Source organism: Halomarina pelagica, assembly GCF_024228315.1.
Lineage (GTDB): Archaea > Halobacteriota > Halobacteria > Halobacteriales > Haloarculaceae > Halomarina > Halomarina pelagica.
Map to the genome: position 1 here is coordinate 3,303,578 of NZ_CP100454.1, position 23,323 is coordinate 3,326,900.

Below are 23,323 nucleotides of genomic sequence, written 5' to 3' on the forward strand. Positions count from 1 at the left end.
GAGTCGGCGTACCACGGCCGTGAGTTCAGGTCGTTTTTTACCGTCTCGGGCCCCTCCCAGCGTATGTACGAGGTCGAGGTCAAACTCCCGGCGGACCACGAGCGCGTCCGCCGTCGGCTCGACGAACTCGGTGCCGCCCACGAGGCGACCGTCGAGCAGCGCGACACCTACTACGACGCTCCCCACCGATCCTTCTCCGAGACCGACGAGGCCCTCCGGATCCGTCGCGTCCGGCGCGACGGGGAGACGGACGCGCGGGTCACCTACAAGGGGCCGCTCGTGGACGACGCCTCGAAGACCCGCGAGGAGGTGGAGACGGGCGTCGAGGACGTCGACGCGATGGCCCGCGTCCTCGACCGCCTGGGATTCGACCCGGTCGCCACCGTCGAGAAGCGCCGAGAGGTGTACGCCCTTGACGGGTACACCGTCGTCCTCGACGCGGTGGAGGGACTCGGCGAGTTCGTCGAGGTCGAACGCGAGAGCGCCGAGATCGACGCCGCCCGCGAGGGGGCCTTCGACCTCTGTCGCGATCTCGACCTCGATCCCGACGACCAGATCCGGGCGTCGTACCTCGAACTCCTCTTGGAATAACTGTAGAGCATATTTGAGGAGTTCAAGGTTTCCGTAAGTTATACGACCGGGGACGGTGAATGGCGGCTAATGAGCCAGCGAAACATCCGCGTCGAGCCGATGGCGGGCCTCGCCGTCGAGGATCAGGCGGTGGAGATCGTCGAGCGAAAGGGCCTCGGCCACCCCGACTCTATCTGCGACGGGATCGCCGAGCACGTCTCGCAGGCGCTCGCCCGCGAGTACCTCGACCGCGTCGGGACGGTCCTCCACTACAACACCGACGAGACCCAGCTCGTCGCCGGATCGGCCGCGCCGGCCTTCGGCGGCGGCGAGACCATCGAGCCGATCTACCTGCTCATCGTCGGCCGCGCCACGAAGGAGTACCGGGGGACGAAGATACCCACCGAGACGACCGCGCTGCGCGCGGCCCGCGAGTACCTCTCGTCGCACTTCCCCGAACTCGAGTTCGGGACGGACATCGTCGTAGACGTGGAACTCGGGGAGGGATCGGGCGACCTCCAGGAGGTCTTCGGCGACGAGGGGCGCGCCGTTCCGATGGCCAACGACACGAGCTTCGGCGTCGGACACGCCCCCCTCACCGAGACCGAGGAGATCGTCCTCAACGCCGAACGCCGGCTGAACGCCGAGTACGCGAGCGACCACCCCGAACTCGGCCAGGACATCAAGGTGATGGGCAAGCGCGAGGGCGACCGCATCGACGTGACCGTCGCCGCCGCGATGATCGACGCCTACGTCGACGGACTTGACGACTATCGCGACGCGGTCGCCGGCGTCCGGGAGTTCGTCCTCGACCTCGCCACGGACTACACGGACCGCGAGGTCGAGGTCCACGTCAACACCGCCGACAGCTACGAGGAGGGCGCGATCTACCTCACGACGACCGGCACCTCCGCCGAGCAGGGCGACGACGGCTCGGTGGGACGGGGCAACCGCGCCAACGGCCTCATCACGCCCAATCGCTCGATGAGCATGGAGGCCACGAGCGGCAAGAACCCCGTCAACCACATCGGGAAGATCTACAACCTCCTCTCGACGCAGATCGCCCGCGCCGTCGTCGCGGAGGTCGACGGCATCCGCGAGATCCGCATCCGCCTGCTCTCCCAGATCGGCCAGCCCATCGACGACCCGCACGTCGCGGACGCCGCGCTCGTCACCGAGGCTGGCGTCGAGGTCGCTGACATCCAGGCCGACGTCGAGGCCGTCGTCGACCGCGAACTCGCGAACGTTACCTCGATCACCGAGCGCGTGATCGCCGGCGAACTCGCCACCTTCTAGGAACCACCTTTTTGCAGGGGGTCCTCGGCGCTCGCTCCGCGAGCGCCTCGAATCCCACCAAAAATCTGCATTGTTGGACGCTTTGCGTCCAACAGGCTTCCAGAACCGCCGGCGGTTCTGGAAGGACCAAAAAGGCCGCCTCGCTCCGCTCGGCGCGTGAACCGCTCGCTCCCTGCGGTCGCTCGCGGACGCTTCGGTCTCGGCGATCCACTCCGACGAGTTTCGCGCCGTCTCTTCAGGTGGCGTATCGCGGCTCGCGGGTGCGGAACTGCGAGCGTACAGTATCTTTGACCGGGACGCGCCGCATCTCGCATCCCGCCACGCCGCGTAACGAAACCGATTTCCCGCGCCTGCGTCGAGTACGCCCATGACCACGGTCTGTCTCCTCGGGGCGGACGACTGCGACCTCCGCTACGAGCTGCTCTCCCGGGAGACCTCGCGCGAGGCGCTGTCGACCTACCGGCTGGACCGGCCGTTCGAGAACAGCCTCGCCGTCGAGACCATCAGCCTCGGGAGCGCCGTCTCGCTGCTCAACGACCTCGACTGGTACCTCGTCCGGTTCGCGGAGGCGGCGCTCGTGCTCGAACCCTCGGTCAGCGAGACGGAGTGGCTCTCCCGGAACCTCGCCGAGGCGATCCGCGAGGGGAGCGTCGCCCCCGAGGCGTCGGACCGCTACCTCAAGGTCTACGGCCTCGAAACCGCCGACGAGGGCTCGACGCGGCCGGTCGAGCCGATGTACGTCGCCCGGACCGGGCGACAGCTACCCGAGTACGACCTGCGGGAGGTCGAGGAGACGATGCTCGTGCGCGTCACCGAGGACGAGTTCGGCGGGTGAGGGTCGGCCCGCCCCCGACGGCCGTCCGGCCGCTTCTCGACGGCTAGGGCCAGAGGGCAAGTGTTTACTCGGCGGGACGGACAGTGCTGGTATGGAACTGGGGTCCGCCGACGCGTTCGACCGGACGGGGACGCTCGGCATCGAAGAGGAGTTCTTCGTCGTCGACGAGCGGGGTCGCCCCACCTCCGGGACGGACGAACTCGTCTACGGGACGGAGCCGCCCGCGATACTGGAGGGGCGACTCGACCACGAGCTGTTCAAGTTCGTGATCGAGACGCAGACGCCGACGATCGAGTCGCTCGCCGACGCCCGGGACGCGCTCGTCGAGGTCCGCGAGGCGCTGGTCGAGCACGCGGCGGCCCACGGCTATCGCATCGCGGCCGCCGGGTTGCACCCCGCCGCGAAGTGGCGCGAACTCGAACACGCCGAGAAGCCGCGCTACCGCGCCCAGCTCGACCGCATCCAGTACCCGCAGCACCGAAACACGACCGCGGGCCTGCACGTCCACGTCGGCGTCGACGACGCGGACAAGGCGACCTGGATCGCCAACGAGATCCGCTGGCACCTCCCGGTTCTGCTCGCGCTGTCGGCGAACTCGCCGTTCTGGGACGGCTACGACACCGGCCTCGCCTCGGCCCGGGCGAAGATCTTCGAGGGGCTGCCGAACACGGGCATGCCCACCGCCTTCGGGTCCTTCGAGGAGTTCCTCCGGCTCGAACGGCTGATGATCGAGACGAACTCCATCCGGGACCGCGGGGAACTCTGGTACGACGTTCGCCCGCACTCCGCCCACGGCACCGTCGAGGTGCGGACGCCCGACGGTCAGGCCGACCCCGAACGCGTGTTCGCGTTCGTCGAGTACGTCCACGCGCTCGTGACCGACCTCGGAGAGCGGTACGAGGACAGTCGCGACCCGTGGGCGGAGGCGCGCCACCGCGGCGACGGGACGCGCCACCGACGTGAGACGCTCGACGAGAACAAGTGGCGGGCGATGCGCTGGGGCCACGAGGCCTCGTTCATCGACCGCGCGTGCGAGTCGACGTGCGACCTCGGCGAGGTCGTCGACCGCGAGTGCGAGCGACTCGGGACCTCGGGGATCCGGGACGTGTATGCGGGAGAGAGCGGTGCCGATCGACAGCGCCGCCTGCGGGAGGAGGGCGGCCTCGACGCGCTCTGCGAGTCGCTGCTCCTCTAGGGGAGGATTTTTGTCGATCAATTCCCTGGCATCGGATACAATCAATCTATGGCGACAGATAACGAGAACGACGATACACCGGGGATTCACGGGGGAAGCGTCCGCGGACGGATCGAGGGGGGTGCGGAGGGAGCGGTGGAACAACTCGACGACGGACTCGTCGAACTGCTCACCTGGGTCCTCGACACCGAGACGCGGGCGCGCATCTACATCTACCTCCGCCAGCATCCCGACTCGACGAGCGATGAGATCGCCGAGGGGACCGGCCTGTACCCCAGCACGGTCCGGGAAGCCCTCGCCGAACTGACCGACGACGGCACCGTGACGCGGCGAAAGCGGAAGTCCGCCGGGGCGGGAAACAACCCCTACGAGTACGTCGCTATCTCGCCGAGCGACCTCGTGGCCGACGTCGTTGGGGACGTACAGGACGAACTGAACACGGTGTTCAACCTGGACGACGTGCTCGCCGATCGGACGAGCGACGCCCAGCCGGTGCAGATCTCCGTCGAACGCCCCGCCGAAGGAGCCGCTGACGACGATTGATCGACCCGATCGATCGCGAATCGATAGCCGAAGGCATAAGCCGCGCGCGGCCCACGTGAGTCGTATGAATGTCGCGCTCGGGGGGACGTTCGATCCGGTGCACGACGGCCATCGAGCGCTGTTCGAGCGGGCGTTCGAACTCGGCGACGTCACCGTCGGTCTGACCAGCGACGACCTCGCGCCGAAGACGCGAAACGAGGAGCGGTACGTCCGCCCGTACGAGGAGCGACGGCGCGACCTCGAACGCGAACTCGCACCGTACGCCGACCGCTACGACCGCGAGTACGAGATCCGAACGCTCGAGGAACCGACGGGGATCGCGACGGAGGAACCCGACTTCGACTACCTCATCGTCTCGCCGGAGACGACCGAGGGCGGCCGACTCGTCAACGAGATCCGCGAGGAGAAGGGGTACGATCCGCTCGAGATCGTCGTCGTCGAACACGTCCCCGCGGAGGACGGCGAGCGTATCTCCTCGACGCGCATCGTCCGCGGCGAGATCGACGAACACGGCGACCTCACGCCCGACGCCTCGGGACGGCCTCCCGCGCGGGAGCAGCGCTGACGCCGTTCGCCGCCACCCGTCCAGCGGGTCGAACCCACCGGCGCGTCACCAGTTCGGCCGGCGCAGCCCCGCCTCCTCGATCAACTCCTTCCACCGCTTCTGGATCGTGAGCCGCGAGACCTCGGCCGCGTCGGCGACGTCGCCCTGGGAGCGTCGATCGCCCTCGATGAGCGCGCCGACGTAGACGCTCGCCGCGAGCGTGGCCTGCTTCGAGCGCTCGGACTCGGGCAGCGTCGAGAGGAAGAGGTCGGCCGCGCGCGAACGGGCCGGGCCACCGAGGTCGAGGCGGTCCCCGATCCGGTCGAGGGCCGCCAACCACTGCTCGTTCTCGACCTGGTCGCGCGCGCGGAACATGGTACACGGTGGACGCCCGACGCGCATAGCGCTTTGGTTCGACGGACCTTGATCCGTCGGCGTCTCTGCCGGCGGTGAGAGAGCGACAGGTTCATTGTGGGCATCGAGGTACGTGGAAACGAGCGTGGGTAGCCAAGCCAGGAAACGGCGCAGCGCTTAGGACGCTGTCCCGTAGGGGTCCGCCGGTTCAAATCCGGTCCCACGCATTTTCTGTCCGAGCGACAGCGAGGACGAAAATCGAACGGAGCGGATTCTGAATCCTGTCGGTCGCAGCGGTCGAGCGGAGCGAGGCCGACCGTCCGACTCCGGTTCAAATCCGGTCCCACTCATACCTACCGCAGTGTCGCCTTGCGGTTTTTCTGACAAACTCCCGTGCTGGCCGTGCTTCCACGACGGATTCAAGACTCCAGCAGACACGGCGGAGGTAAGCACGGAGCGATGACCCGCTCTCGGATACTCGGCGTTCCGCTCGTCACTGTGGGCGTGGTCATTATCATCATCGGTACGCTCGTGATACTCGTCGGCGTGGACGAGCAGCGGTTAGCCGAGGAGTGGGCGCAACAGAAACAGTACCAGTGTGAGAATGCAGTTATTCAGACACTCCCAAACGATGCCTCACCAGAAGAAGTCTCACTGACGCTTCACGAGAAGCGCAGTGGCTCGTACCGAACGAGTCCCTACCATTTCGGGGGTATCAAGGTGGTCATCAGGGTCGTGCCTGCGCTACTCGGCGGGGCTATAGCCTATCACGGAACTCGCTGATTCGGTCTGCTTCGGCCCCTATCTTTCCGTCACATATTTGTAATCTCAGGTGAGCATCTTTGTCAATCACTAATGAGCCAGGCAACTCTCTCTGACCGGCCTTACGTCAATTCGAATCTCTTCTCGGGTCACTATTTGGACGAGCGGGTATCGGAGCGAGACGAGTGGGACTGCGATACCGAAGCCGAGGAAGCGCTGGAAAAACTCCAGTCGCTCTACGACCTTGAAGGGAGTCTGGTCGAGGGATACAAGGAAGACCCGCTTATCGACAACTGGATTGACGAAGTACTGGATATCCTCGGGTTCGGCACGCAAGTCGAGACAACGCTTCCCGGTGGTGGTGGGTTCGTTGACGTGCTACTCTTCGAGGACGATGTCACTCGACGCGATACCGCTGAAGTCTATCTGAAGACCGAAAGCACAACGGACCTATTCGAGGGCGGTATCAGCATCGTCGAGGCGAAGCGGTGGGACGCCGACTTCACGCAACGATTCAGTGAACAGCGACCGTACCGGAACGCTTCGCATCAAATTAAGCACTATCTGGAGCGCACGTCTGAGAACATCCAATGGGGCGTCCTGACGAACGGACGTAAGTGGCGTCTGTACGGGACCAAGGATTACGAGACGCAGACCTACTACGAAGTTGACCTGCCGGAACTCCTCGAACAAGGTGGTCTTGATGCGTTCAAGTACTTCTACGTCTTCTTCCGACCGGCTGCCTTCCGCGACTCCGCTGGCACGACATTCCTCGATACGGTATGGGCCGAAAGTGAGACGGCAGCGCAGGAACTTGGTGAAGACCTCCAAGACAACGTCTTCACGGCGTTGCGAGTTCTCGGACGAGGATTCGTCGAGACGAACGACTTCGATATTGACCCTGACGACGAGGACACCCTCAACGAACTCAAAGATCAGTCGTTGGTGTTGCTGTACCGGTTGATGTTCTTGCTCTACGCCGAAGCACGAGGACTAATCCACCCCGAAGGTCAGAAGGCGAAAGACGAATACGAGCAGAATTTCAGTCTCGATACCCTCCGACAGCAGATTCACGACGCAATCGGAGAAGTCGACGAGGGCTTTGAAGACGAGTTCAGTGAGTACTCGACGGGGATGTGGAGCCGGCTTCAAGACCTATTCCGACTCATTGACGAGGGGGAAGAGTCGTTGGGTATTCCGCCGTACAATGGTGGCCTATTCAACCCGGAAGAACACGCCTTTCTGTCCGAACATGAGGTGAGCAACCGCTATCTCGCGGAGGTCATCTACCGACTCTCAACGACGCCGAACGACGAGGGGCGCTTTGTTCTCGCCGACTACGCCGACCTCGATACCCGCCACCTCGGCAGCGTTTACGAAGGCCTCCTCGAACACCAGTTCCGAATCGCGCCCGAGCAGTATGCGGCGGTCGCAGAGGACGGTGGTCAAGTCTGGAAGCCAGCCACTGAGGTCAGTGTTGCCGAGGCCGTCGAGACGGTTCCTGAGGGCGGCCTGTACGTCGTAAACGACGAGGGCGAGCGTAAGGCTACGGGTGCCTACTACACACCGGATTACGTAGTGACGTATATCGTCGAGGAGACGGTCGGGCCGCTGATTGAGGAGATACGCGAGGATCTCATTGACCAAGGCTTTGAGCCGGGCACGCAGGAATATATCGGTCCGTTCTTCCGACGCGTGACTGACCTACGAATTCTTGACCCCGCGATGGGAAGTGGTCACTTCCTGACGAAGACAACAGGCTACCTCTCCGAGCAGGTAATGGCGGAGGTCCGCGAGGCCGAAACCGAGTTCGGGGTGGCGTTCGACGAACAGCATATCCGGCGTGAAATTGCCAAGGAATGCATCTATGGCGTCGATTTGAACGGAATGGCCGTTGAACTGGCGAAGCTATCGATGTGGTTGGAGACGCTGGCCGCTGACCGTCCACTGGCGTTCCTTGACCATCACCTGATGCATGGTAACTCGCTCGTAGGGAGTGATGTCGTAGACATCCTCGGCGATGACGACGAGAAAGCGGGCCAGACAGAGCTTTTTGATTACATGGATCAGGCCCGTCAGCAGGCCCTCAAACACGTGATGGAGCTGATGCAGGACTTGATTTCCATTGACAACGAGACTCTTGACGACATTAAGGAGATGGAGCGGGTCTACGGGGAGATCCGCGATGACCCGCAGTACCAACACCTCCTCCATATGATAAATGTCCATACTGCAGAACAGTTTGGACTTGATGTCCCTAGCGGAGCTTACGAAACGATAGCAAAAGCACTTAAGAACGACGATTGGGAAACTGTTGAGGACGAGGATTGGTATCGCTCGGCGCAGGCGATAGCCGACGAAGAAGCTTTCTTCCATTGGGAACTGGAGTTCCCGAGCGTGTTCTACGATAAAAACGGCGAGCGACGGAACGACGAAGGGTTCGACGCCGTGATCGGGAATCCGCCGTGGGTTGATATTAAGGGGCTTGAAAATCCCGACGTACTCTTTGACCTGTTCGAAACCAGTTTTAACAGAGTAAATATCTACTCAGCTTTCTGTGAGCGAGCTACAAATTTGATTCGAGTAAATGGGAAATTCGGGTATATAACTCCCAATTCCTACATGACACAGAGTTCGTATCGACCACTACGCATGCATTTTATTGACAATTACGAGATTGAACGGCTTGTCCGTCTTCCAGATAGAGTATTTAGTAACGTTACGATGGAAACCGCCATTATTGTGTCCACGAAGATGGAAAACCAAGAGATTCAGGACGACAGTTTGACTGCGATCATATACGATCGAGAGTCAACGGTTAGTCAGATTCCGGACTCTCATGCTGAAGTAAAAGATGTCAATCCGTCCTACTGGAACAGGGACGGTTTAATTTTCGATATATTTACTTCGAATGAAGATCGAAAAGTTCTAAATATGTTGGAGGAGTCACAATTCCGGATCGGAGATTTATTCGAAACCTCTCTCGGACTCACTCCGTACGATAAGCATCAAGGACACACCAAAGAGCAGATTGAAAATCGTGTCTTTCACGCAGATGAGAAAGAGACAGGGAATCACCACAAACTCACAAGCGGGTCTGGAATCGGACGATATCGACTATCGTGGGAAGGCGGCGAGTGGATTGAATACGGCGATTGGCTCGGTTCTGAGCGTGAAAAGAGGTTCTTCACCGAACCGAGATGTATTGTCCGGCAGATCGTTTCAACAGGTGGAAAATATGGCATTAATGCAACTTTCGCCGATGAGACGATGTTTCATACGCAGGTTGGATTCGTTCTCCTTCCGAAGGACGGAGACAAACAGAAAGCAAAGAATATCGTCGGACTGCTGAATTCCCGTCTTCTAACGTTCTACCATCGGAAACGATACTTGGACGAGAACAAGGATACCTTCCAAAAGATACTCATCCAAGACGCGAAAGAGTTCCCCGTCCCAGAAGGATTCACTACAGACGAATTAACGAGTAAAGTAGAAAAAATAGAAGAGCTAATTGAGGAGCGAGAAAGACTCAACCTCAACCTCCTCGATTACCTCGGCAACTTTGACAGCGGTGAGCGACTACCAGATAATGGATTCTATCAGCCCGTGGCCGAGTCGGATTCCATCCTCCACGAAACCGCGGAAGACAACGATGACCACCTGCGCATCCGCATCGGGGACGTGCGTGTGGTCCGCGAGGACGATGACACCGTGCTGGTGGAGGCGACGGCACGATACCGCCCCGACGAGGACGAGGACTTCGTCGAAACGGAGTGGAAACCGACGTTCCGGCTGACCAGTCTCTCTGAGACTGAGGCTGACCTCGTTGAGGCGTTTGTGCCCGTGGCGTCTGAGGAGGGCGGCGGATTTGCGGGCTTCCGAAAAAAGGCGACCAAGACGAACTCGCTCATTGACCGGTTGAAGGCTCTCACACTCCCGGACCCCGATGACGTTGCCGACGACCTCGCTCACTACCTGCACGCCGTCGAACGCGCCGAGAAACTCGACGAGAAAATCGAGAAAACGGACAAGCTGATTGACGAAATCGTGTACGAACTCTACGGATTGACTGACGATGAGATCGAGGTCGTGGAGGAAGCGCTGGCCGACAACTGATACGGAATCACGGTCCTCCTCGGGTTTCTGATACCGGGCGGCTTTCTAACTCAAGATGGTTCACGGCATGACGCGATGCCCGAAATTGAGACAGGGGAAATGGTGATTGATTGTCTATTCTATGGCAACAGTCGCTAACACTGTCCCGTTAGTCTTTAAATACTACCGAGTATGTATTACTTAAATAAAGGTTCCAAGAAGATTGTAACGGACACGAAACAGGGTCTTAGACGCGCCTCTGGAGAGTCTGTGCTTAGGACGCTATCCCGGAGGAGCCTCGTAGTCCAAATCCGGTCCCACGCACTACGACCTTTTACTACGAGCGGGCTCCGCCCGCTCCGTAAAAGCTCGACCAAAAGCACAGCGTCGCTCCCTACGGTCGCTCCTTGGCCCGAGCGCCGCAGGCGCTCGGTGAACGGCTTCGCTCGGGTTCTTCGAACCGCTCACTCGCCGACGTTCGAACCCGGCGGATGTACGGCGGTTTTCCGACGACGGTCGCACAGAAAGGCTATGCCCGAAACGGTGGTATTCCACCGACGTGTCCTCCTACTCCCGTCGCGCCGCGCTCCGTCGGTGCGCCCTGGTCGGTGCGGTCGGCGTCGCCGGCTGTCTGGGCCGGCACGGACGCGGAGACGATCGACGCGGCGGAGCGACCGCGTCGGCCGAGTTTCACGAGGACTGCCCGGACGACGGGTCGGTGACCGCGTGCGTCGAGGACGTCGTCCTCCGGCAGGGGGAGTCGGGGACCGCCGCGGTTCTCGTCCGGCACGCGAGCACCGTACAGGTGTTCCCCCCGGAGACGTTCGCCGAGTCGCTCCCGCCCTCGCACGCCTCTCCCGTCGAGATGGGCCTCGGGATCGACGACGCGTCCGTTCGCCCCCGGCCCGACGGCACGATGGAGTCGTACCCGCCCTACTGGCGGTGGGACGAACCGCGAGACCGGGTGACCGCCGAACTCCCCGTCTTCGTCGAGTCGACCGCGCCGCCGGGGACGTACCGGTACAGCGTCGAGGCGCGGCCGAGGGACGTCTCGGCCGATCGAAAGCCGGTGACGGCGAACGGCACGATAGACGTGACGGAGCGTGCGTAGGCGGGCACTCGGGTGTCACCTCGCGGGCCGGTCGTGGACTCCGACGGCGAGTTCGTCGCGTTACCGGAGCGAGTACCGGCTCTCTCGAAGCCGGTCGACGCTTCGGACGGATTATTCCGCACACGGGGCCGCCGCCCTCCCCGACCCGCAGCCTCGATCGTCATCGGCTCCACTTTCGGTTGCTCTCCCCGAGGTAGACCCGTCGAAAGAGCGGGAGGAACGCGCGACCGAGGACGACGCCGACCGCGAGGAGGACGAAGACGACGGACACGCCCTCCAGACGGAAGGACAGCGCCACGGCGACGCTCGCGGCGACGCACAGGAGCAGGAAGAAGGCGAACAGCGCGACCTGAACGAATCGTCCGTGCGTCGGTGCTGCCGCCAACGAGAGTGACATACCGGGTGAACTCGGCGGGATAGTATATGCCTTGTGGCGTTATTCGACGCTCAATCACGATAACGTTCAGTTTCTCCCATCGGGGCCGTGGGGTCCGGGGGAGAGGTCCCCCGAGCACGGCGGCTCTCTATCGCAGAGCGGCACTCCGAGGACAAGAGACAAGCCGCCGGCCGAGAGTGAATGGAGTATGAGTGTTCTTACCGAAACGCGCGTGGAAGCGGTGATGACTGCGCCGGTGGAGACGATCCCCTCGGACGCGACTATCAGGGAAGCGGCGGAAGTGATGCGCGATCACGACATCAGCGCGCTCCTCGTCCCGGGGGTCGACGCGGGGATCTTCACGAGCACCGACCTGCGGGACGCGATCGCCGACGGACGCGACCCCGACCAGTGCCGCGTCGCCGACGTGATGACGACCCCGGTCGAGTCGGTCACCGCGGAGTTGCGGTTGGGTGAGGTCGTCGCGATGCTGACCACGTACGGCTTCAACCACCTCCCGGTCCGCGACAGCGATGGGGACTACGTGGGGATCGTCTCCTCGACCGACATCAAGGAGCGCCTCGCCGCGTCCGTAGACGAGTAATCCTCCCCCCTGATCCGCGACGGGCGCGCCTGTGCAACCCCAGGACCTACCCGGGTCGAGTACCTTTCAGTGACGCATGGTCGAGAAGGAACTCGGACAGGCGACGATCGCGTACGAGGATCCGGACGAGGGGACCGTCGAGCGGACGGTCCAGAACGAGCACGTCGCGTACTTCCAGGACCACTGGATCGTGAAGACCGGCGAGGACGACGAGGGCCGCGACGTCGTCCGCCGGATCCCCGCGACGCGCGTCTACTATGTCGAACGGACCGTCGAGCGGTTCGAGGAGGAGGTCAAGACGCTCCGCGATCAGGTGCAGTCGTTCACCGACGACCTCCGGACGAAGTTCCTGGGCGGTGGCGACGGCGGCGACGGGAACGACGTTCGCCGCGTGGACGTAGAGAGCGGCGAATCGAGCGGGCGGAGCTGATAACCGGCGTCGCGCGCATGCCGGAGCTACGAGCCGCGGCGAGAAGCGTCCGGTTTTTTTTGAACGTTCAGGCACGCGAGAGGCGAGACGGAACACGTCCGTCAGACGCACGTCCGCCGTCCGAACGACGTTCGCAAAGGTTTTTGACGTACTCCCTAGACATAGGAGTATATGTCCGCGCTGGGTGACCTGCTGGACGACATCGTTGAGGATGTCGACGTCGTATTTCTGTTCTCACCGAGCGCCTCTACGCACGAGCGCTTCGCCGAGTACGAGGAGACGCCGCTCGTCGTCGTCGCGCTCGAGAACACCGTCGACGCGGAGGCGTTCGTCGAACTCCCCCTCGAGTTCAACGAGTTGACCGAGCGGATTCGGTTCGGTCTCGAAGGGGGACTGGACAAGGGATACGTCACTGAGGGGGATCACGTCGCCTGCGCGACGAAGCTCTTCGACGACAGCATCGACACCGTGACGCGCGTTCGCGCCGGCGAGTTCACCTACTCCGGGGTGTACGACCTGTTCGTCAGCTCGCGGGCCGAACCGTCGGTCATCCGCGACGTGCTCGAGGTGGCGATCGAACTCGGCAAGAAGGGCCAGAAGGGCAAGCAGGTGGGGGCGCTGTTCGTCGTCGGCGACGCCGGGAAGGTGATGAACAAGTCGCGGTCGCTGTCGTACAACCCCTTCGAGAAGTCACACGTCCACGTCGGCGACCCCATCGTGAACGTGATGCTGAAGGAGTTCTCCCGGCTCGACGGCGCGTTCATCATCAGCGACTCGGGGAAGATCGTCTCCGCGTACCGCTACCTCGAACCCTCCGCGGAGGGCGTGGACATCCCGAAGGGACTCGGGGCGCGGCACATGGCCGCCGGGGCGATCACCCGCGACACGAACGCCATCGCCATCGCCCTCTCGGAGAGCGACGGGCTCGTGCGCGCGTTCAGCGGCGGCGAGTTGATACTCGAACTGGACCCGGAGGAGTACTGAGATGACGCAGGTCCGATCGTTCGCCCAGGACGTCGTGGAGATCGTCTCCACGTCGCTCGTCGCGATCGCCGTCCTCGTGTTCGGACTCGTCCTCGGCTTCCTCGTCGGACGGCTCACGCAACGGCTCCTGGTCGCGGTCGGCGTCCCGTCGGCCGTCGAGGGGACGGCGTTCGAGCGGGCGGCACAGCGCCTCGGCACCTCGACGGTCGGGCTGGTCGCCACGCTCCTCACCCTGTTCATCTACCTCGCGACCATCGGCGCGGCGCTCGAACTCGAGGGCTTCCTCGAGACGCGCCTCTCGCTGATGGCGTTTCTGGGGTACCTTCCTCAGGTGTTCGCCGCCGTCCTCGTGCTCATCGTCGGTCTCGTCATCGGCGACAAACTCGAACTCGCCATCCAGGAACGGTTCAAGGGCGTGAAGCTCACCGAGGTGAACGTCCTCCCGCTGGTCGTCAAGTACAGCGTCATCTACCTCGCCGTCGTCGTCGCGCTCTCGACGCTGGGACTCCCCGCGGGGGCGCTGCTGGTCCTGCTCGGCGGCTACTTCTTCGCGGTCATCGTCTTCGGCGGGCTCGCGCTTCGGGACGTGCTCGCCGCCGCCTCGGCGGGCGTCTTCCTCCTCCTCACCCAGCCGTACGGCATCGGCGACACGGTCGAGGTCGACGGCCACCGGGGCATCGTCCAGGAGGTCGACGTCTTCGTCACGCACGTCGAGAGCGACGACGAGGAGTTCATCGTCCCCAACCACCTCGTCTTCAAGTCCGGCATCGTCCGGGTTCGTCAGTGAGCGACCCCCGAGTCGGTAGTCAGTCCCGGTCGACCGGTTCCGCCGGCACGCCGACGACCGTCTCGCCCGGCGGCACGTCCTCGACGACCAGCGAGTTGGCTCCCACCTGCGCGCCCGCACCGATCGTCACGCCCGGGAGGACGACCGCCTTCGCGCCGATCATGGCGCGCTCGCCGACGACGACGTCGCCCAGCCGGTACTCGTCCTGCAGGAACTCGTGACAGAGCAGGACGGCGTCGTAGCCGACGATGCAGTGGTCCTCGAGGGTGACGCGCTCGGGCCAGAACACGTCCGGGGTGGCCTCGAGCCCCCACGAGACCCCCTCGCCGACGGTGACGCCCATCCGCCGGAGCGCCCAGCTCCGCAGGCGGAGGCTCGGGGCGATCCGCGCGAGCAGGACGAGGAGGTAGTTGAACGTCACCCGGAGCGGCGACTTCGCGTCGGTCCAGTGGCGCAGCGAGTTGAGCGCCCCCGGCGTCGGGATGCGATCCAGGCGGTCGTGACGGCGCGCGTCGTCGGTCACGGTCGCGCTTCGGCGGGGAGGGTAATGAACGGGTACGGATACGATACGGATCGAGGTACGGGTCCGCGTCAGCCCCGGAGTTCCTCCACGTGGTCGATGCGCCGCTGCACCAGCGCGCCGGTTCCGATGTCGTGGCGCACGTGCAGCCCCTCCTCGCCCGCGACGGAGAGCGCCTTCTCGGCGATCCGCTCCGCCTCCGCGATGGTGTGTCCGACGCCGACGACCGCGAACGACCGGGAGGTCGTCGTGTAGATGCCGTCCTCGCGCTCGTCCACGCTGGCGTAGAAGAGGAGCGCATCGCCGTGCTCCACGCTCGACGCGTTCGCGGCGCGCGTCACGCTGGCTTCGTCGATCTCGACTCTCGCGCCCGCCTCGGGGTCGGTCGGGTACCCGGCGGGGACGGCGTACTTGCAGACGGTCGCCCTGGCGTCGAAGGCGAGTTCCGGGAGCGGGTCGCCCTCGCGCGCGGCGACGAGCACGTCCAGGAAGGGCGTCTCCAGCACGGGGAGCGTGTTCATCGCCTCGGGGTCACCGAATCGGGCGTTGAACTCGACCACCCGCACGCCGTCGGCGGTGAGCATGAACTGGCCGTAGAGGACGCCCTTGTAGCCCTCGAGCGCCTCGACAGTGGCCTCGACGATCGACACCGCCTCGTCGTAGTCGGCCTCGGTCATGAAGGGGAGTTCGAACGAGGCGTCGCTGTAACTGCCCATCCCGCCGGTGTTCGGCCCCTCGTCGCCCTCGTAGGCGCGCTTGTGGTCCTGCACGGCGGGCGAGACGCGGACCTCGCCGCCCGCGACGAACGCCTGTACGGTGAACTCCTCGCCCACGAGGCGCTCCTCGAGCACCACGCGGTCGTACCCCGACTCGCGGAGGTACGCCTTCGCCTCCTCCTTGGTGATCTGATCGCCCGTCACGCGGACGCCCTTCCCGCCGGTCAGGCCCGCCGGCTTCACCGCGAGGTCGCCGTCGGAGGCGTCGACGTACTCGCAGGCGGCCTCCACGTCGTCGAACGTCTCGAAGTCGGGACAGCCCGGGATCCCCTCCTCGCGCATGAACCGCCGCTGGAAGGCCTTGTCCGTCTCGATGCGGGCCTGCTCCGCGCGCGGGCCGAACGCGTAGACGCCCGCCTCGTCCAGCGCGTCGGCCACGCCCGCCGCGAGCGGTGCCTCCGGGCCGACCACCGCGAGCGTCGCCCCGACCGCCTCGGCGTAGGCGACGACCGCCTCGGGGTCGGTCTCGTCCAGCACCTCGAACCCGTCTGCCAGGGCGACGATGCCGGGGTTGCGGTTGCTCGCACAGGCGTAGAGCGCGCAGTCGGGGGCGGAACGCGAGGCGTCCGAGGGGCCGGGGGCGGACGCCAGCGCGCGGGCGATGGCGTGTTCGCGGCCGCCGCCGCCGACGAGGAGCACGGTCTCGGTCATGCGCGAGAGGCGTGCGCAGGGAGATGTAAAGGTTGCTCTTCGAACGACGAGTCGTGTGCACGGACGTGGGTATTCGGAGGGGGCGACGGTCTCAGTCGTCCGCCTCGTCGGCGTCCGCCGGCCGGCCGAGGCGCGCCCGGACGAGGGCGAACTCCTCGGCGAGGACGTCGCGCTCGACGAGGCCGAACCCGAGGACGACGACGGCGAAGCCGAGTGCCGTCGACGCCGCGATCCGCTCGTCGAGGACGAGCGCGCCGGCGATCGCCGCGACGACGGGGACGGCGTAGGTGACGAGGTTCGCCCGGATCGGTCCCACCCGCTCGATGAGCGCGAAGTAGGCGGGGAACGCGCCCGCGGTCGAGAAGAGCCCGAGGTACGCGACGGCACCGAGCGCGACGGGCGTCCAGGCGACCGCGGCGGGCGACTCGCCGAGCGCGAGGCTGGCGACGTGGACGAGCGCGGCCGAGAGCGCCATCGCCCACGCGGTCATCGCGAGGCTCCCCACGCCCGGGTCGATGCGCCGGAGGAGGACGCTCCCGAAGGCCACGGACACCGCCGCGACGGCGACGAGCGCCTGTCCGACCGCGCCCGCGGCGAGCAGCCGCGACGGGTCGGGGGCGACGACGATCACCACGCCGATCAGTCCGAGGAGGACGCCGAGCGCGCCGACCGCGGAGATGCGCTCGTCGGGGAGGAGGAAGCGCGCGAACAGCGGCGAGAGGACCGGCGCGAGGCTGAACATGACCGCCGCGGCCCCGCTCGTCGTGTACTGCTGGCCGACGAAGAGCAGGACGGCGTTGAGCGAGACGAGGAAGACGGCGCTGACGACGACGGCGCGGTAGTCCGCGCCCGTCAGGGGTCGCCAGTAGCCGCCGCGGACGGCGACGACCCCGAGCAGGACGAGCGCGCCCACGTCGAACCGGAGCGCGGCGAAGAGCACCGGCGGCAGGACCGTCAGCCCCACCTCGATCGCGGCGAACGCGGTCCCGAACAGCAGCGCGGTCGCGAGGAACAACCCCGCCGTCGCGTACCGCCTCACGCGGTCGCCTCCGACGCTCCTCGCACCGTTCCCGACGGCTCGCTCGACGGACGCGGTGGTCGTCCGCGGATCGACGCGCTCCCCCTCACGATACCTCACGGTACGCGGGGGGCGGCGTTACCGTGTCGGTCGCCGCACCAGGTAGTGTTCAGATACGCTCCGACTGACCGGACCCCGCCACTGGGTGGGATTGAAAGGACCGTCGTCGAGACGGCGGGGGCTTTCGAACCGTCCCGATCGACCGATGCGACGCAGACTTGCGTATCCGAACGCCACCCCGCGCGACGGGCACGCCACGCCTTTACCGCGTGCGGGTCCAAGGGGGAGACATGAGCGCCACGGATCGAAACCGCCTCGACGAGGAGCGGAGTCCGTACCTCCGCCAGCACGCCGACAACCCCGTCAACTGGCAGCCGTGGGACGAGGACGCCCTCGCCGCGGCGCGCGAGCGGGACGTCCCGATCTTCCTCTCGATCGGCTACTCCGCCTGCCACTGGTGTCACGTGATGGAGGAGGAGAGCTTCGAGGACGAGGGGGTCGCCGAACTGCTCAACGAGCACTTCGTCCCGATCAAGGTCGACCGCGAGGAGCGCCCGGACCTCGACAGCCTGTACATCAGCATCTGCCAGATGGTCCGAGGGAACGCCGGGTGGCCCCTCTCGGTGTGGCTCACGCCGGACGGACGACCCTTCTACGTCGGGACCTACTTCCCGAGGGAACCCCAGCGGGGGATGCCCGGCTTCCGCGGACTGCTCTCGGACATCGCCGAGTCGTGGGCCGACCCCGACGACCGCCGCGAGATGGAGACGCGCGCCGACCAGTGGACGCGCGCCATCGAGGACGAACTCGAGTCCGTCCCCGACCAGCCCGGCGAGCCCCCGGAAGCGGACCACCTGGCGCGGGTCGCGGAGGCGACCGTCCGCGCCGCCGACCGCGAACACGGCGGGTTCGGGCAGGGCCAGAAGTTCCCCCAGACCGGTCGTATCCACCTGCTCCTGCGGGCGTACGACCGCACGGGCCGGGACGCCTACCGCGCGGTCGTGGATGAGACGCTCTCGGCGATGGCGAACCGCGGGCTGTACGATCACGTCGGCGGCGGCTTCCACCGCTACACGACCGACCGCTCCTGGACGGTGCCCCACTTCGAGAAGATGCTCTACGACCAGGCCGAACTCGTCCGGGCGATGCTCGCGGGCTTCCAGGCGACCGGCAACGCCCGCTACCGCCACGTGGCCGACGAGACGCTGGCGTTCGTCGAGCGCGAACTCCGCCACGAGGGGGGCGGCTTCTTCTCGACGCTCGACGCCCGGAGCGGCGGCGAGGAGGGCACCTTCTACGTCTGGACCCCCGAGTCGGTCCGCGAGGCGGTGGACGACGGGACGGCCGCCGACCTCTTCTGCGCCTACTACGGCGTCACCGAGTCGGGCAACTTCGAGGGGGGGACGACCGTCCTCACGGTCTCCTCCTCGCTCGCCGACCTCGCCGAGGAGTTCGACCTCGACCCGGGGACGGTCGAGGCGAAGCTCGCGGCGGCGCACGACGACGTCTTCGAGGCGCGCGAGCGGCGCGAGCGCCCGCCGCGCGACGAGAAGGTGCTCGCGGGGTGGAACGGACTGATGATCTCCGCGTTCGCGGCGGGTGCGCTCGTCGCGAGCGAGGGGTACGCCGACCGCGCCACGGAGGCGCTCGCGTTCGTCCGCGAGCACCTCTGGGACGCCGACGAGGGCGTCCTCCACCGGCGGTACAAGGACGGGGAGGTCGCCATCAGGGGGTATCTCGAGGACTACGCCTTCCTCGGGCGCGGCGCGCTGCGCTGCTACGAGGCGACCGGCGAGGTCGAGCACCTCGCGTTCGCGCTCGACCTCGCCCGCGCGATCGAGCGGGAGTTCTGGGACGGGTCGTCGGGGACGCTCTACTTCACGCCCGAGAGCGGCGAGGACCTCGTCGCCCGCCCGCAGGAACTCACGGACCACTCGACGCCCTCCAGCGCCGGGGTGGCCGCCTCGCTCCTGCTCGCGCTCGATCACTTCGCCCCCGACGAGGGGTTCGGCGACGTCGCGGAGTCGGTCCTCTCGACGCACGGGAACCGGATCCGCGGCGACCCGCTCCAGCACGCGGCGCTCGCGCTGGCGGCCGACGAGTACGCCTCCGGACACGTCGAACTCACCGTCGCCGCCGACGGACTGCCCCGCGAGTGGCGCGACCGGCTGGCGACGACGTACCTCCCCCGCCGCCTGCTCGCCCCGCGACCGCCGACCGACGACGGGCTGTCGGCGTGGCTCTCTGAACTGGGGCTGGACGACGCGCCGCCGATCTGGGCGTCGCGCGACGCAATCGACGACGAGCCCACGGTCTACCTCTGTGAGGACTTCGCGTGCTCGCCGCCGCAGACGGCGCTCTCCGACGCGCTGGCGTGGCGCGGACGCGAGTGACCGACCACCGTCTCGGCCGACCTCGATCGAGCCGTCGATCAGCGGGTCGGCGTCGGCCGCGGCGGGTTGCGAAAGAGGCCGTCGCCGACGACGGCGGCCGCGACGACCGACGCGCCGAGCAGCGCGCGATCCGACGGTACCGCGAACGCCTCCGCGACGAGGAGCGCCGCCGCGAACGCGACGGGAACGGCGAGGAGGAGCGCGTCGTAGCGCGTCAGCGGCGGCCGTCCCCCGGTCGGTCGCTCGGACTCGGTCCCGGCGTGCGCGGTGCTATCGCTCTCCGGCATGAACGCTCACCGGTCGGGAGTATCCCGCCGATTCCACTAAAATTTTACGTCAGTCCAGCGCGCGGAGCGCGTCCGCGACGTAGACGGCCGCGGGGACGTCTTCGGACTCGACGAAGCGGACGAGTTCCTCGCCGCCCCGCTCGACGACGATCGTCGGGATGTACTCGACGCCGTACTCCTCGACGCCGGGACCGACCTTGTTCCCGTCCTCGTCCTTCTCGACGGGGAAGTCCTCGATCCGCTCGTCGGGGACGTCAGCCGCGCGGAGCGCCGCCGCGAAGTCGGGCAGTTGCGCCCGGCAGTCCTTGCACCAGTCGCCGCCCCACACCTTGTAGGTCACGTCGTCGGCCGCGCGCAGCGTCTCGACGGTCTCCCCGTACGCGTCGGCCGACCAGACCGGGTTCGGCGACATCGTCTCTAACCTCATTGCCCAGACTCGACGGGCGGAGGGCTTAACGGCCACGCTCTCGGGTCCGCCCGTCGCTCCTACACCGCCCCGCTCGGTGCGACCGCCCGCGTCGGCGACGCGCTCGACCGCGCGCGATCACACCTCCCTCGCGACGACCTCCCGGAGCGCGTGGCGGTGGCAGGCCTTCTTCTCGCCCTCGAAGCAGACGAGCACGACGTCCTCGCCCGACCGGACCCGCCGCGCGAGGTCCTCGACCGCCGCCCGCGCGTCCTCGCTCTCGGCGAGGTGCTCGCGGTAGCGCCGCTCGAAGTCGACGTCCTCCCAGGCGGCGTTGTGCGCCCCCTCGTCGCACAGCCCCCGGGCTTTGAGGTCCTCGTGGCGCGCCTTCACCTCGTCGAGCAGTTCCGCGGGCGGACCGAGTTCGGGACGGTTCTCGTCGACCGCGCCGCTGAACCAGCGCGTCGGCCGGCGGACGACCCCGACGAGCGTCTCCCCGCCGGAGAGATCGGCGAGGTCGTGCTGGACGGCGGCGAGGTACGTCTCCCCGAGCGTCCCCGCGTCGCTCCCGCTCATACCCCGACCTCCGCGCTCGGCGGGAAAAACCTGTCGCGGTCGGGCGGCGCGTTCTGCCGGTGTCCGCCATCCCTTTACTCGTCCGACCGGAAGTCACGTCCATGGACGACTCCATCCTCGACGCGATCGGATCGCCGCTCGTACGGGTGGCCTCGCCGCCCGGCGCGACCGTGGCGGCGAAGATCGAGTCGAAGAACCCCGGCGGCTCCGCCAAGGACCGTCCGGCGATGGCGATGGTGGAGGCCGCGGAGCGCGACGGCCGCCTCCGTCCCGGCGACCGCCTCGTCGAGCCGACGAGCGGCAACACCGGCATCGGGCTGTCGATGGTCGCCGCCGCGAAGGGCTACGACATCACCATCGTCATGTCCGAGGACATGTCGCCGGAGCGCCGCCGGATCATGCGCGCCTACGGCGCGGACATCGAACTCGTCGAGGGCGACATCTCGGCGGCGAAGGCGCGCGCGGACGAACTGGAGGCGGCGGAGGGGATGGTCCAGCTGCGCCAGTTCGAGAACGCCGCCAACCCCGAGGCCCACTACCGGACGACCGCCGAGGAGATACTCGAACAGGTCGGGGGGCGACGCGTCGACGCGCTCGTCGCCGGTGTCGGCACGGGCGGCACCCTCTCCGGCACCGGCCGCCGCCTCCGCGAGGCGTTCCCCGAGATGGAGGTCGTCGCGGTCGAGCCGGCGGACAACGCCGTCCTCTCGACCGGCGAGGGCGGGCGCGACGACTTCCAGGGCATGGGGCCGGGATTCGTCAGTCCGAACCTCGACCTCGACCTGATCGACTCCGTCGAGACGGTGGAGGTCGAGGCCGCCGAGGCCGAGTGCCGCCGCCTCGCCCGCGAGGAGGGGATCCTCGTCGGGCAGTCCTCCGGCGCGTCGAACCTCGCCGCCCGCCGGGTCGCCGCCCGCCTCGCCGACCCGGCGGCCGACTGCCCCGAGGCCCCCGAAGCGCCCGCGCCCGATCGGCCCTCCCAGCAGCGCCCGGTCGTCGCCGGGGACGGCGGCCGGGCGGACTGCCCGCTCGTGATCACGGTGTTCTGGGACAGCGGCGAGCGCTACATGTCCACCGGGATGTTCGACTGAGGACGACTACGCCTCCAGCCGATCGGCGACCTGCTCCAGCTGCGCCCGTCGCTCCTCGATGGCCTCCTCGCGCATCGACGCCTCCTCGTCGGTCTCGCAGACCACGTCGGGGACCGGCGTCGGCCGGCCCTCCTCGTCGAGCGCGACGAAGGTGAAGAAGGAACTCGTCGTCGAGCGGTTCGGCCCCTCTCGACGGGGGTTCTCCGCGTGGACGTCCACCTTCACGTCGAGGCTGGTGCGGCCGGTGGCGAAGACGTACCCCTTCACGACGACCACCTCGCCCAGTTCGATGGGCGAGATGAAGTCCACGTGATCCATCGACGCCGTCACGACCTGGTTGCTCGCGAAGCGCATCGCCGCGATGGCACCGCAGATGTCCATCCAGTTCAACACCGCGCCGCCGAGCGCGCGACCCAGGTTGTTCGTGTCGTTCGGCAACAGGATCTCGGTCATCTCGGTGTACGACGTCGCCAACGGTACCGGTTCCATGTCCCTCCCGTGGCGTCGGTCGACAATAGGTGCTGGTGTCGACGGCCCGGCCCCGCCCGGACACGTCTCGTTCCGCCACTTTTACGAAGTAGAGAATAACTCCAAAGCTTATATGTTTGCGGTGCTAATCACTCTCATCCGTCGCCGACGACGGTGTCCAGCGGTCGGCCGCGGTTGCACGCCGTGTCCGGGGTCCGGTGTCCGTCCCGGGCCCCGGACGAGGGAACAACTCACTGACCGACATCAACAAACGCATGTCGAAAAACGCCACATCACAGACGGTGTACAGCCCGACGAGCGTCGACGCCCCGATCGGCAGTTCGGACCTGTCCGAACTGCTCGTCTACGCCATGGAGGAGACGCTCGGATCCGACGCGCCGCGGACGCTCTACGAGGTGATCGACCCCGACGCGCTCGACGCGCTGTTCGCCCCGCGTTACAACGGCGAGCCGCGCGAACCGGGTACGGTGATCCTCGACTACGGCGGACGCACGTTCATCGTCGAGAGTACGGGATCGGTCCTCGTCGAGTGATCCGTCCCGGTCGTCGTCCCCTCCGACGGCGATACTG

25 protein-coding genes and 1 tRNA gene are annotated in these 23,323 nt (G+C 66.2%); 17 read left to right on the forward strand and 9 right to left on the reverse strand.

What is annotated here, in order from left to right; genetic code table 11:
* Positions 1 to 63 precede the first annotated feature (63 nt).
* From cyaB to NKI68_RS17315, 6 genes are all read left to right on the forward strand, one after another.
* A complete protein-coding gene (gene cyaB / locus NKI68_RS17290) occupies positions 64 to 591 on the forward strand; it encodes a class IV adenylate cyclase (RefSeq protein ID WP_254544370.1) in 528 nt (175 codons plus the stop codon).
* Between the two features lie 69 nt (positions 592 to 660).
* Positions 661 to 1,866: a methionine adenosyltransferase gene (locus NKI68_RS17295; protein ID WP_254544371.1), complete on the forward strand. Its 1,206-nt coding sequence runs from the start codon at positions 661 to 663 to the stop codon at positions 1,864 to 1,866.
* A 367-nt stretch (positions 1,867 to 2,233) separates the two neighbouring features.
* Positions 2,234 to 2,701, forward strand: a complete 468-nt coding sequence (locus tag NKI68_RS17300; protein WP_254544372.1) for a DUF5804 family protein — start codon at positions 2,234 to 2,236, stop codon at positions 2,699 to 2,701.
* Between the two features lie 91 nt (positions 2,702 to 2,792).
* A complete protein-coding gene (locus NKI68_RS17305) occupies positions 2,793 to 3,896 on the forward strand; it encodes a glutamate--cysteine ligase (RefSeq protein ID WP_254544373.1) in 1,104 nt (367 codons plus the stop codon).
* Between the two features lie 48 nt (positions 3,897 to 3,944).
* Positions 3,945 to 4,439 (forward strand): winged helix-turn-helix domain-containing protein, encoded by a 495-nt coding sequence (locus NKI68_RS17310; protein ID WP_254544374.1) that lies wholly within the window; start codon positions 3,945 to 3,947, stop codon positions 4,437 to 4,439.
* Between the two features lie 64 nt (positions 4,440 to 4,503).
* On the forward strand, positions 4,504 to 5,004 hold the full coding sequence (locus NKI68_RS17315) for a phosphopantetheine adenylyltransferase (protein WP_254544375.1): 501 nt from the start codon (positions 4,504 to 4,506) through the stop codon (positions 5,002 to 5,004).
* Between the two features lie 45 nt (positions 5,005 to 5,049).
* On the opposite strand, the gene NKI68_RS17320 is transcribed toward NKI68_RS17315, so the two are convergent.
* Entirely contained in the window at positions 5,050 to 5,358 is a 309-nt protein-coding gene (locus NKI68_RS17320) for a transcription initiation factor IIB family protein (RefSeq protein ID WP_254544376.1), read from the reverse strand.
* A gap of 122 nt (positions 5,359 to 5,480) precedes the next feature.
* Between NKI68_RS17320 and NKI68_RS17325 the strand changes: the two genes are divergently transcribed.
* The 4 genes from NKI68_RS17325 (at position 5,481) to NKI68_RS17340 (ending at position 11,305) form a co-directional block, all read left to right on the forward strand.
* Positions 5,481 to 5,564, forward strand: a tRNA-Leu gene (locus NKI68_RS17325).
* A gap of 232 nt (positions 5,565 to 5,796) precedes the next feature.
* Positions 5,797 to 6,120 (forward strand): hypothetical protein, encoded by a 324-nt coding sequence (locus NKI68_RS17330; protein ID WP_254544377.1) that lies wholly within the window; start codon positions 5,797 to 5,799, stop codon positions 6,118 to 6,120.
* Positions 6,121 to 6,192: 72 nt separating this feature from the next.
* Positions 6,193 to 10,215 carry an Eco57I restriction-modification methylase domain-containing protein gene (locus NKI68_RS17335; RefSeq protein ID WP_254544378.1) on the forward strand — a complete coding sequence of 1,341 codons (4,023 nt, stop codon included), beginning with the start codon at positions 6,193 to 6,195 and terminating at the stop codon, positions 10,213 to 10,215.
* A gap of 538 nt (positions 10,216 to 10,753) precedes the next feature.
* Complete coding sequence (locus NKI68_RS17340; RefSeq protein WP_254544379.1) at positions 10,754 to 11,305, forward strand: hypothetical protein; 552 nt, start codon at positions 10,754 to 10,756, stop codon at positions 11,303 to 11,305.
* Positions 11,306 to 11,465: 160 nt separating this feature from the next.
* On the opposite strand, the gene NKI68_RS17345 is transcribed toward NKI68_RS17340, so the two are convergent.
* A complete protein-coding gene (locus NKI68_RS17345; RefSeq protein ID WP_254544380.1) occupies positions 11,466 to 11,702 on the reverse strand; it encodes a hypothetical protein in 237 nt (78 codons plus the stop codon).
* Between the two features lie 187 nt (positions 11,703 to 11,889).
* Between NKI68_RS17345 and NKI68_RS17350 the strand changes: the two genes are divergently transcribed.
* The 4 genes from NKI68_RS17350 to NKI68_RS17365 all read left to right on the forward strand — a co-directional run bounded on the left by NKI68_RS17350 (position 11,890) and on the right by NKI68_RS17365 (position 14,486).
* Positions 11,890 to 12,285, forward strand: coding sequence for a CBS domain-containing protein (locus NKI68_RS17350; RefSeq protein ID WP_368410883.1), 396 nt, complete (start codon positions 11,890 to 11,892; stop codon positions 12,283 to 12,285).
* Positions 12,286 to 12,361: 76 nt separating this feature from the next.
* Complete coding sequence (locus NKI68_RS17355; RefSeq protein WP_254544382.1) at positions 12,362 to 12,715, forward strand: hypothetical protein; 354 nt, start codon at positions 12,362 to 12,364, stop codon at positions 12,713 to 12,715.
* Between the two features lie 171 nt (positions 12,716 to 12,886).
* Complete coding sequence (gene dacZ / locus NKI68_RS17360) at positions 12,887 to 13,699, forward strand: diadenylate cyclase DacZ (RefSeq protein WP_254544383.1); 813 nt, start codon at positions 12,887 to 12,889, stop codon at positions 13,697 to 13,699.
* Position 13,700: 1 nt separating this feature from the next.
* Positions 13,701 to 14,486, forward strand: coding sequence for a mechanosensitive ion channel domain-containing protein (locus NKI68_RS17365; RefSeq protein ID WP_254544384.1), 786 nt, complete (start codon positions 13,701 to 13,703; stop codon positions 14,484 to 14,486).
* 19 nt (positions 14,487 to 14,505) lie between these two features.
* On the opposite strand, the gene NKI68_RS17370 is transcribed toward NKI68_RS17365, so the two are convergent.
* The 3 genes from NKI68_RS17370 to NKI68_RS17380 form a co-directional block, all read right to left on the reverse strand.
* Complete coding sequence (locus tag NKI68_RS17370) at positions 14,506 to 15,009, reverse strand: acyltransferase (protein ID WP_254544385.1); 504 nt, start codon at positions 15,007 to 15,009, stop codon at positions 14,506 to 14,508.
* A 68-nt stretch (positions 15,010 to 15,077) separates the two neighbouring features.
* Entirely contained in the window at positions 15,078 to 16,433 is a 1,356-nt protein-coding gene (purD, locus tag NKI68_RS17375; RefSeq protein ID WP_254544386.1) for a phosphoribosylamine--glycine ligase, read from the reverse strand.
* A 91-nt stretch (positions 16,434 to 16,524) separates the two neighbouring features.
* Positions 16,525 to 17,472 carry a DMT family transporter gene (locus tag NKI68_RS17380; protein WP_254544387.1) on the reverse strand — a complete coding sequence of 316 codons (948 nt, stop codon included), beginning with the start codon at positions 17,470 to 17,472 and terminating at the stop codon, positions 16,525 to 16,527.
* Between the two features lie 329 nt (positions 17,473 to 17,801).
* On the opposite strand from NKI68_RS17380, the gene NKI68_RS17385 reads away from it, so the two are divergent.
* Positions 17,802 to 19,904 (forward strand): thioredoxin domain-containing protein, encoded by a 2,103-nt coding sequence (locus NKI68_RS17385; protein WP_254544388.1) that lies wholly within the window; start codon positions 17,802 to 17,804, stop codon positions 19,902 to 19,904.
* A gap of 38 nt (positions 19,905 to 19,942) precedes the next feature.
* Here NKI68_RS17385 and NKI68_RS17390 read toward each other — a convergent pair whose 3' ends face one another.
* From NKI68_RS17390 to NKI68_RS17400, 3 genes are all read right to left on the reverse strand, one after another.
* The gene (locus NKI68_RS17390; RefSeq protein WP_254544389.1) at positions 19,943 to 20,191 is read right to left on the reverse strand and encodes a DUF8015 family protein; all 249 of its coding nucleotides are present in this window, start codon (positions 20,189 to 20,191) and stop codon (positions 19,943 to 19,945) included.
* A gap of 49 nt (positions 20,192 to 20,240) precedes the next feature.
* Positions 20,241 to 20,618 (reverse strand): thioredoxin family protein, encoded by a 378-nt coding sequence (locus NKI68_RS17395; RefSeq protein WP_254544390.1) that lies wholly within the window; start codon positions 20,616 to 20,618, stop codon positions 20,241 to 20,243.
* 117 nt (positions 20,619 to 20,735) lie between these two features.
* Positions 20,736 to 21,173 carry a DUF488 family protein, N3 subclade gene (locus tag NKI68_RS17400; protein WP_254544391.1) on the reverse strand — a complete coding sequence of 146 codons (438 nt, stop codon included), beginning with the start codon at positions 21,171 to 21,173 and terminating at the stop codon, positions 20,736 to 20,738.
* A 101-nt stretch (positions 21,174 to 21,274) separates the two neighbouring features.
* On the opposite strand from NKI68_RS17400, the gene NKI68_RS17405 reads away from it, so the two are divergent.
* Positions 21,275 to 22,264, forward strand: coding sequence for a PLP-dependent cysteine synthase family protein (locus NKI68_RS17405; RefSeq protein WP_254544392.1), 990 nt, complete (start codon positions 21,275 to 21,277; stop codon positions 22,262 to 22,264).
* A 6-nt stretch (positions 22,265 to 22,270) separates the two neighbouring features.
* Here the strand turns inward: NKI68_RS17405 and NKI68_RS17410 are convergent, their stop codons facing one another.
* Positions 22,271 to 22,753 (reverse strand): acyl-CoA thioesterase, encoded by a 483-nt coding sequence (locus NKI68_RS17410; protein ID WP_254544393.1) that lies wholly within the window; start codon positions 22,751 to 22,753, stop codon positions 22,271 to 22,273.
* A 254-nt stretch (positions 22,754 to 23,007) separates the two neighbouring features.
* Between NKI68_RS17410 and NKI68_RS17415 the strand changes: the two genes are divergently transcribed.
* Positions 23,008 to 23,286, forward strand: a complete 279-nt coding sequence (locus tag NKI68_RS17415) for a HalOD1 output domain-containing protein (RefSeq protein WP_254544394.1) — start codon at positions 23,008 to 23,010, stop codon at positions 23,284 to 23,286.
* Positions 23,287 to 23,323 lie beyond the last annotated feature (37 nt).

Bases quoted from the DNA above. Each gene is read 5' to 3' on its own strand.
- NKI68_RS17390 (WP_254544389.1), bottom strand. From the start codon at position 20,191: ATGCCGGAGAGCGATAGCACCGCGCACGCCGGGACCGAGTCCGAGCGA.
- NKI68_RS17355 (WP_254544382.1), top strand. From the start codon at position 12,362: ATGGTCGAGAAGGAACTCGGACAGGCGACGATCGCGTACGAGGATCCG.
- NKI68_RS17350 (WP_368410883.1), top strand. From the start codon at position 11,890: ATGAGTGTTCTTACCGAAACGCGCGTGGAAGCGGTGATGACTGCGCCG.
- NKI68_RS17395 (WP_254544390.1), bottom strand. From the start codon at position 20,618: ATGAGGTTAGAGACGATGTCGCCGAACCCGGTCTGGTCGGCCGACGCG.
- NKI68_RS17300 (WP_254544372.1), top strand. From the start codon at position 2,234: ATGACCACGGTCTGTCTCCTCGGGGCGGACGACTGCGACCTCCGCTAC.
- NKI68_RS17365 (WP_254544384.1), top strand. From the start codon at position 13,701: ATGACGCAGGTCCGATCGTTCGCCCAGGACGTCGTGGAGATCGTCTCC.
- NKI68_RS17405 (WP_254544392.1), top strand. From the start codon at position 21,275: ATGGACGACTCCATCCTCGACGCGATCGGATCGCCGCTCGTACGGGTG.
- NKI68_RS17320 (WP_254544376.1), bottom strand. From the start codon at position 5,358: ATGTTCCGCGCGCGCGACCAGGTCGAGAACGAGCAGTGGTTGGCGGCC.
- NKI68_RS17305 (WP_254544373.1), top strand. From the start codon at position 2,793: ATGGAACTGGGGTCCGCCGACGCGTTCGACCGGACGGGGACGCTCGGC.
- NKI68_RS17410 (WP_254544393.1), bottom strand. From the start codon at position 22,753: ATGGAACCGGTACCGTTGGCGACGTCGTACACCGAGATGACCGAGATC.
- dacZ (WP_254544383.1), top strand. From the start codon at position 12,887: ATGTCCGCGCTGGGTGACCTGCTGGACGACATCGTTGAGGATGTCGAC.
- NKI68_RS17315 (WP_254544375.1), top strand. From the start codon at position 4,504: ATGAATGTCGCGCTCGGGGGGACGTTCGATCCGGTGCACGACGGCCAT.
- NKI68_RS17310 (WP_254544374.1), top strand. From the start codon at position 3,945: ATGGCGACAGATAACGAGAACGACGATACACCGGGGATTCACGGGGGA.
- NKI68_RS17295 (WP_254544371.1), top strand. From the start codon at position 661: ATGAGCCAGCGAAACATCCGCGTCGAGCCGATGGCGGGCCTCGCCGTC.
- cyaB (WP_254544370.1), top strand. From the start codon at position 64: ATGTACGAGGTCGAGGTCAAACTCCCGGCGGACCACGAGCGCGTCCGC.
- NKI68_RS17385 (WP_254544388.1), top strand. From the start codon at position 17,802: ATGAGCGCCACGGATCGAAACCGCCTCGACGAGGAGCGGAGTCCGTAC.
- NKI68_RS17330 (WP_254544377.1), top strand. From the start codon at position 5,797: ATGACCCGCTCTCGGATACTCGGCGTTCCGCTCGTCACTGTGGGCGTG.
- NKI68_RS17400 (WP_254544391.1), bottom strand. From the start codon at position 21,173: ATGAGCGGGAGCGACGCGGGGACGCTCGGGGAGACGTACCTCGCCGCC.
- NKI68_RS17345 (WP_254544380.1), bottom strand. From the start codon at position 11,702: ATGTCACTCTCGTTGGCGGCAGCACCGACGCACGGACGATTCGTTCAG.
- purD (WP_254544386.1), bottom strand. From the start codon at position 16,433: ATGACCGAGACCGTGCTCCTCGTCGGCGGCGGCGGCCGCGAACACGCC.
- NKI68_RS17335 (WP_254544378.1), top strand. From the start codon at position 6,193: ATGAGCCAGGCAACTCTCTCTGACCGGCCTTACGTCAATTCGAATCTC.
- NKI68_RS17415 (WP_254544394.1), top strand. From the start codon at position 23,008: ATGTCGAAAAACGCCACATCACAGACGGTGTACAGCCCGACGAGCGTC.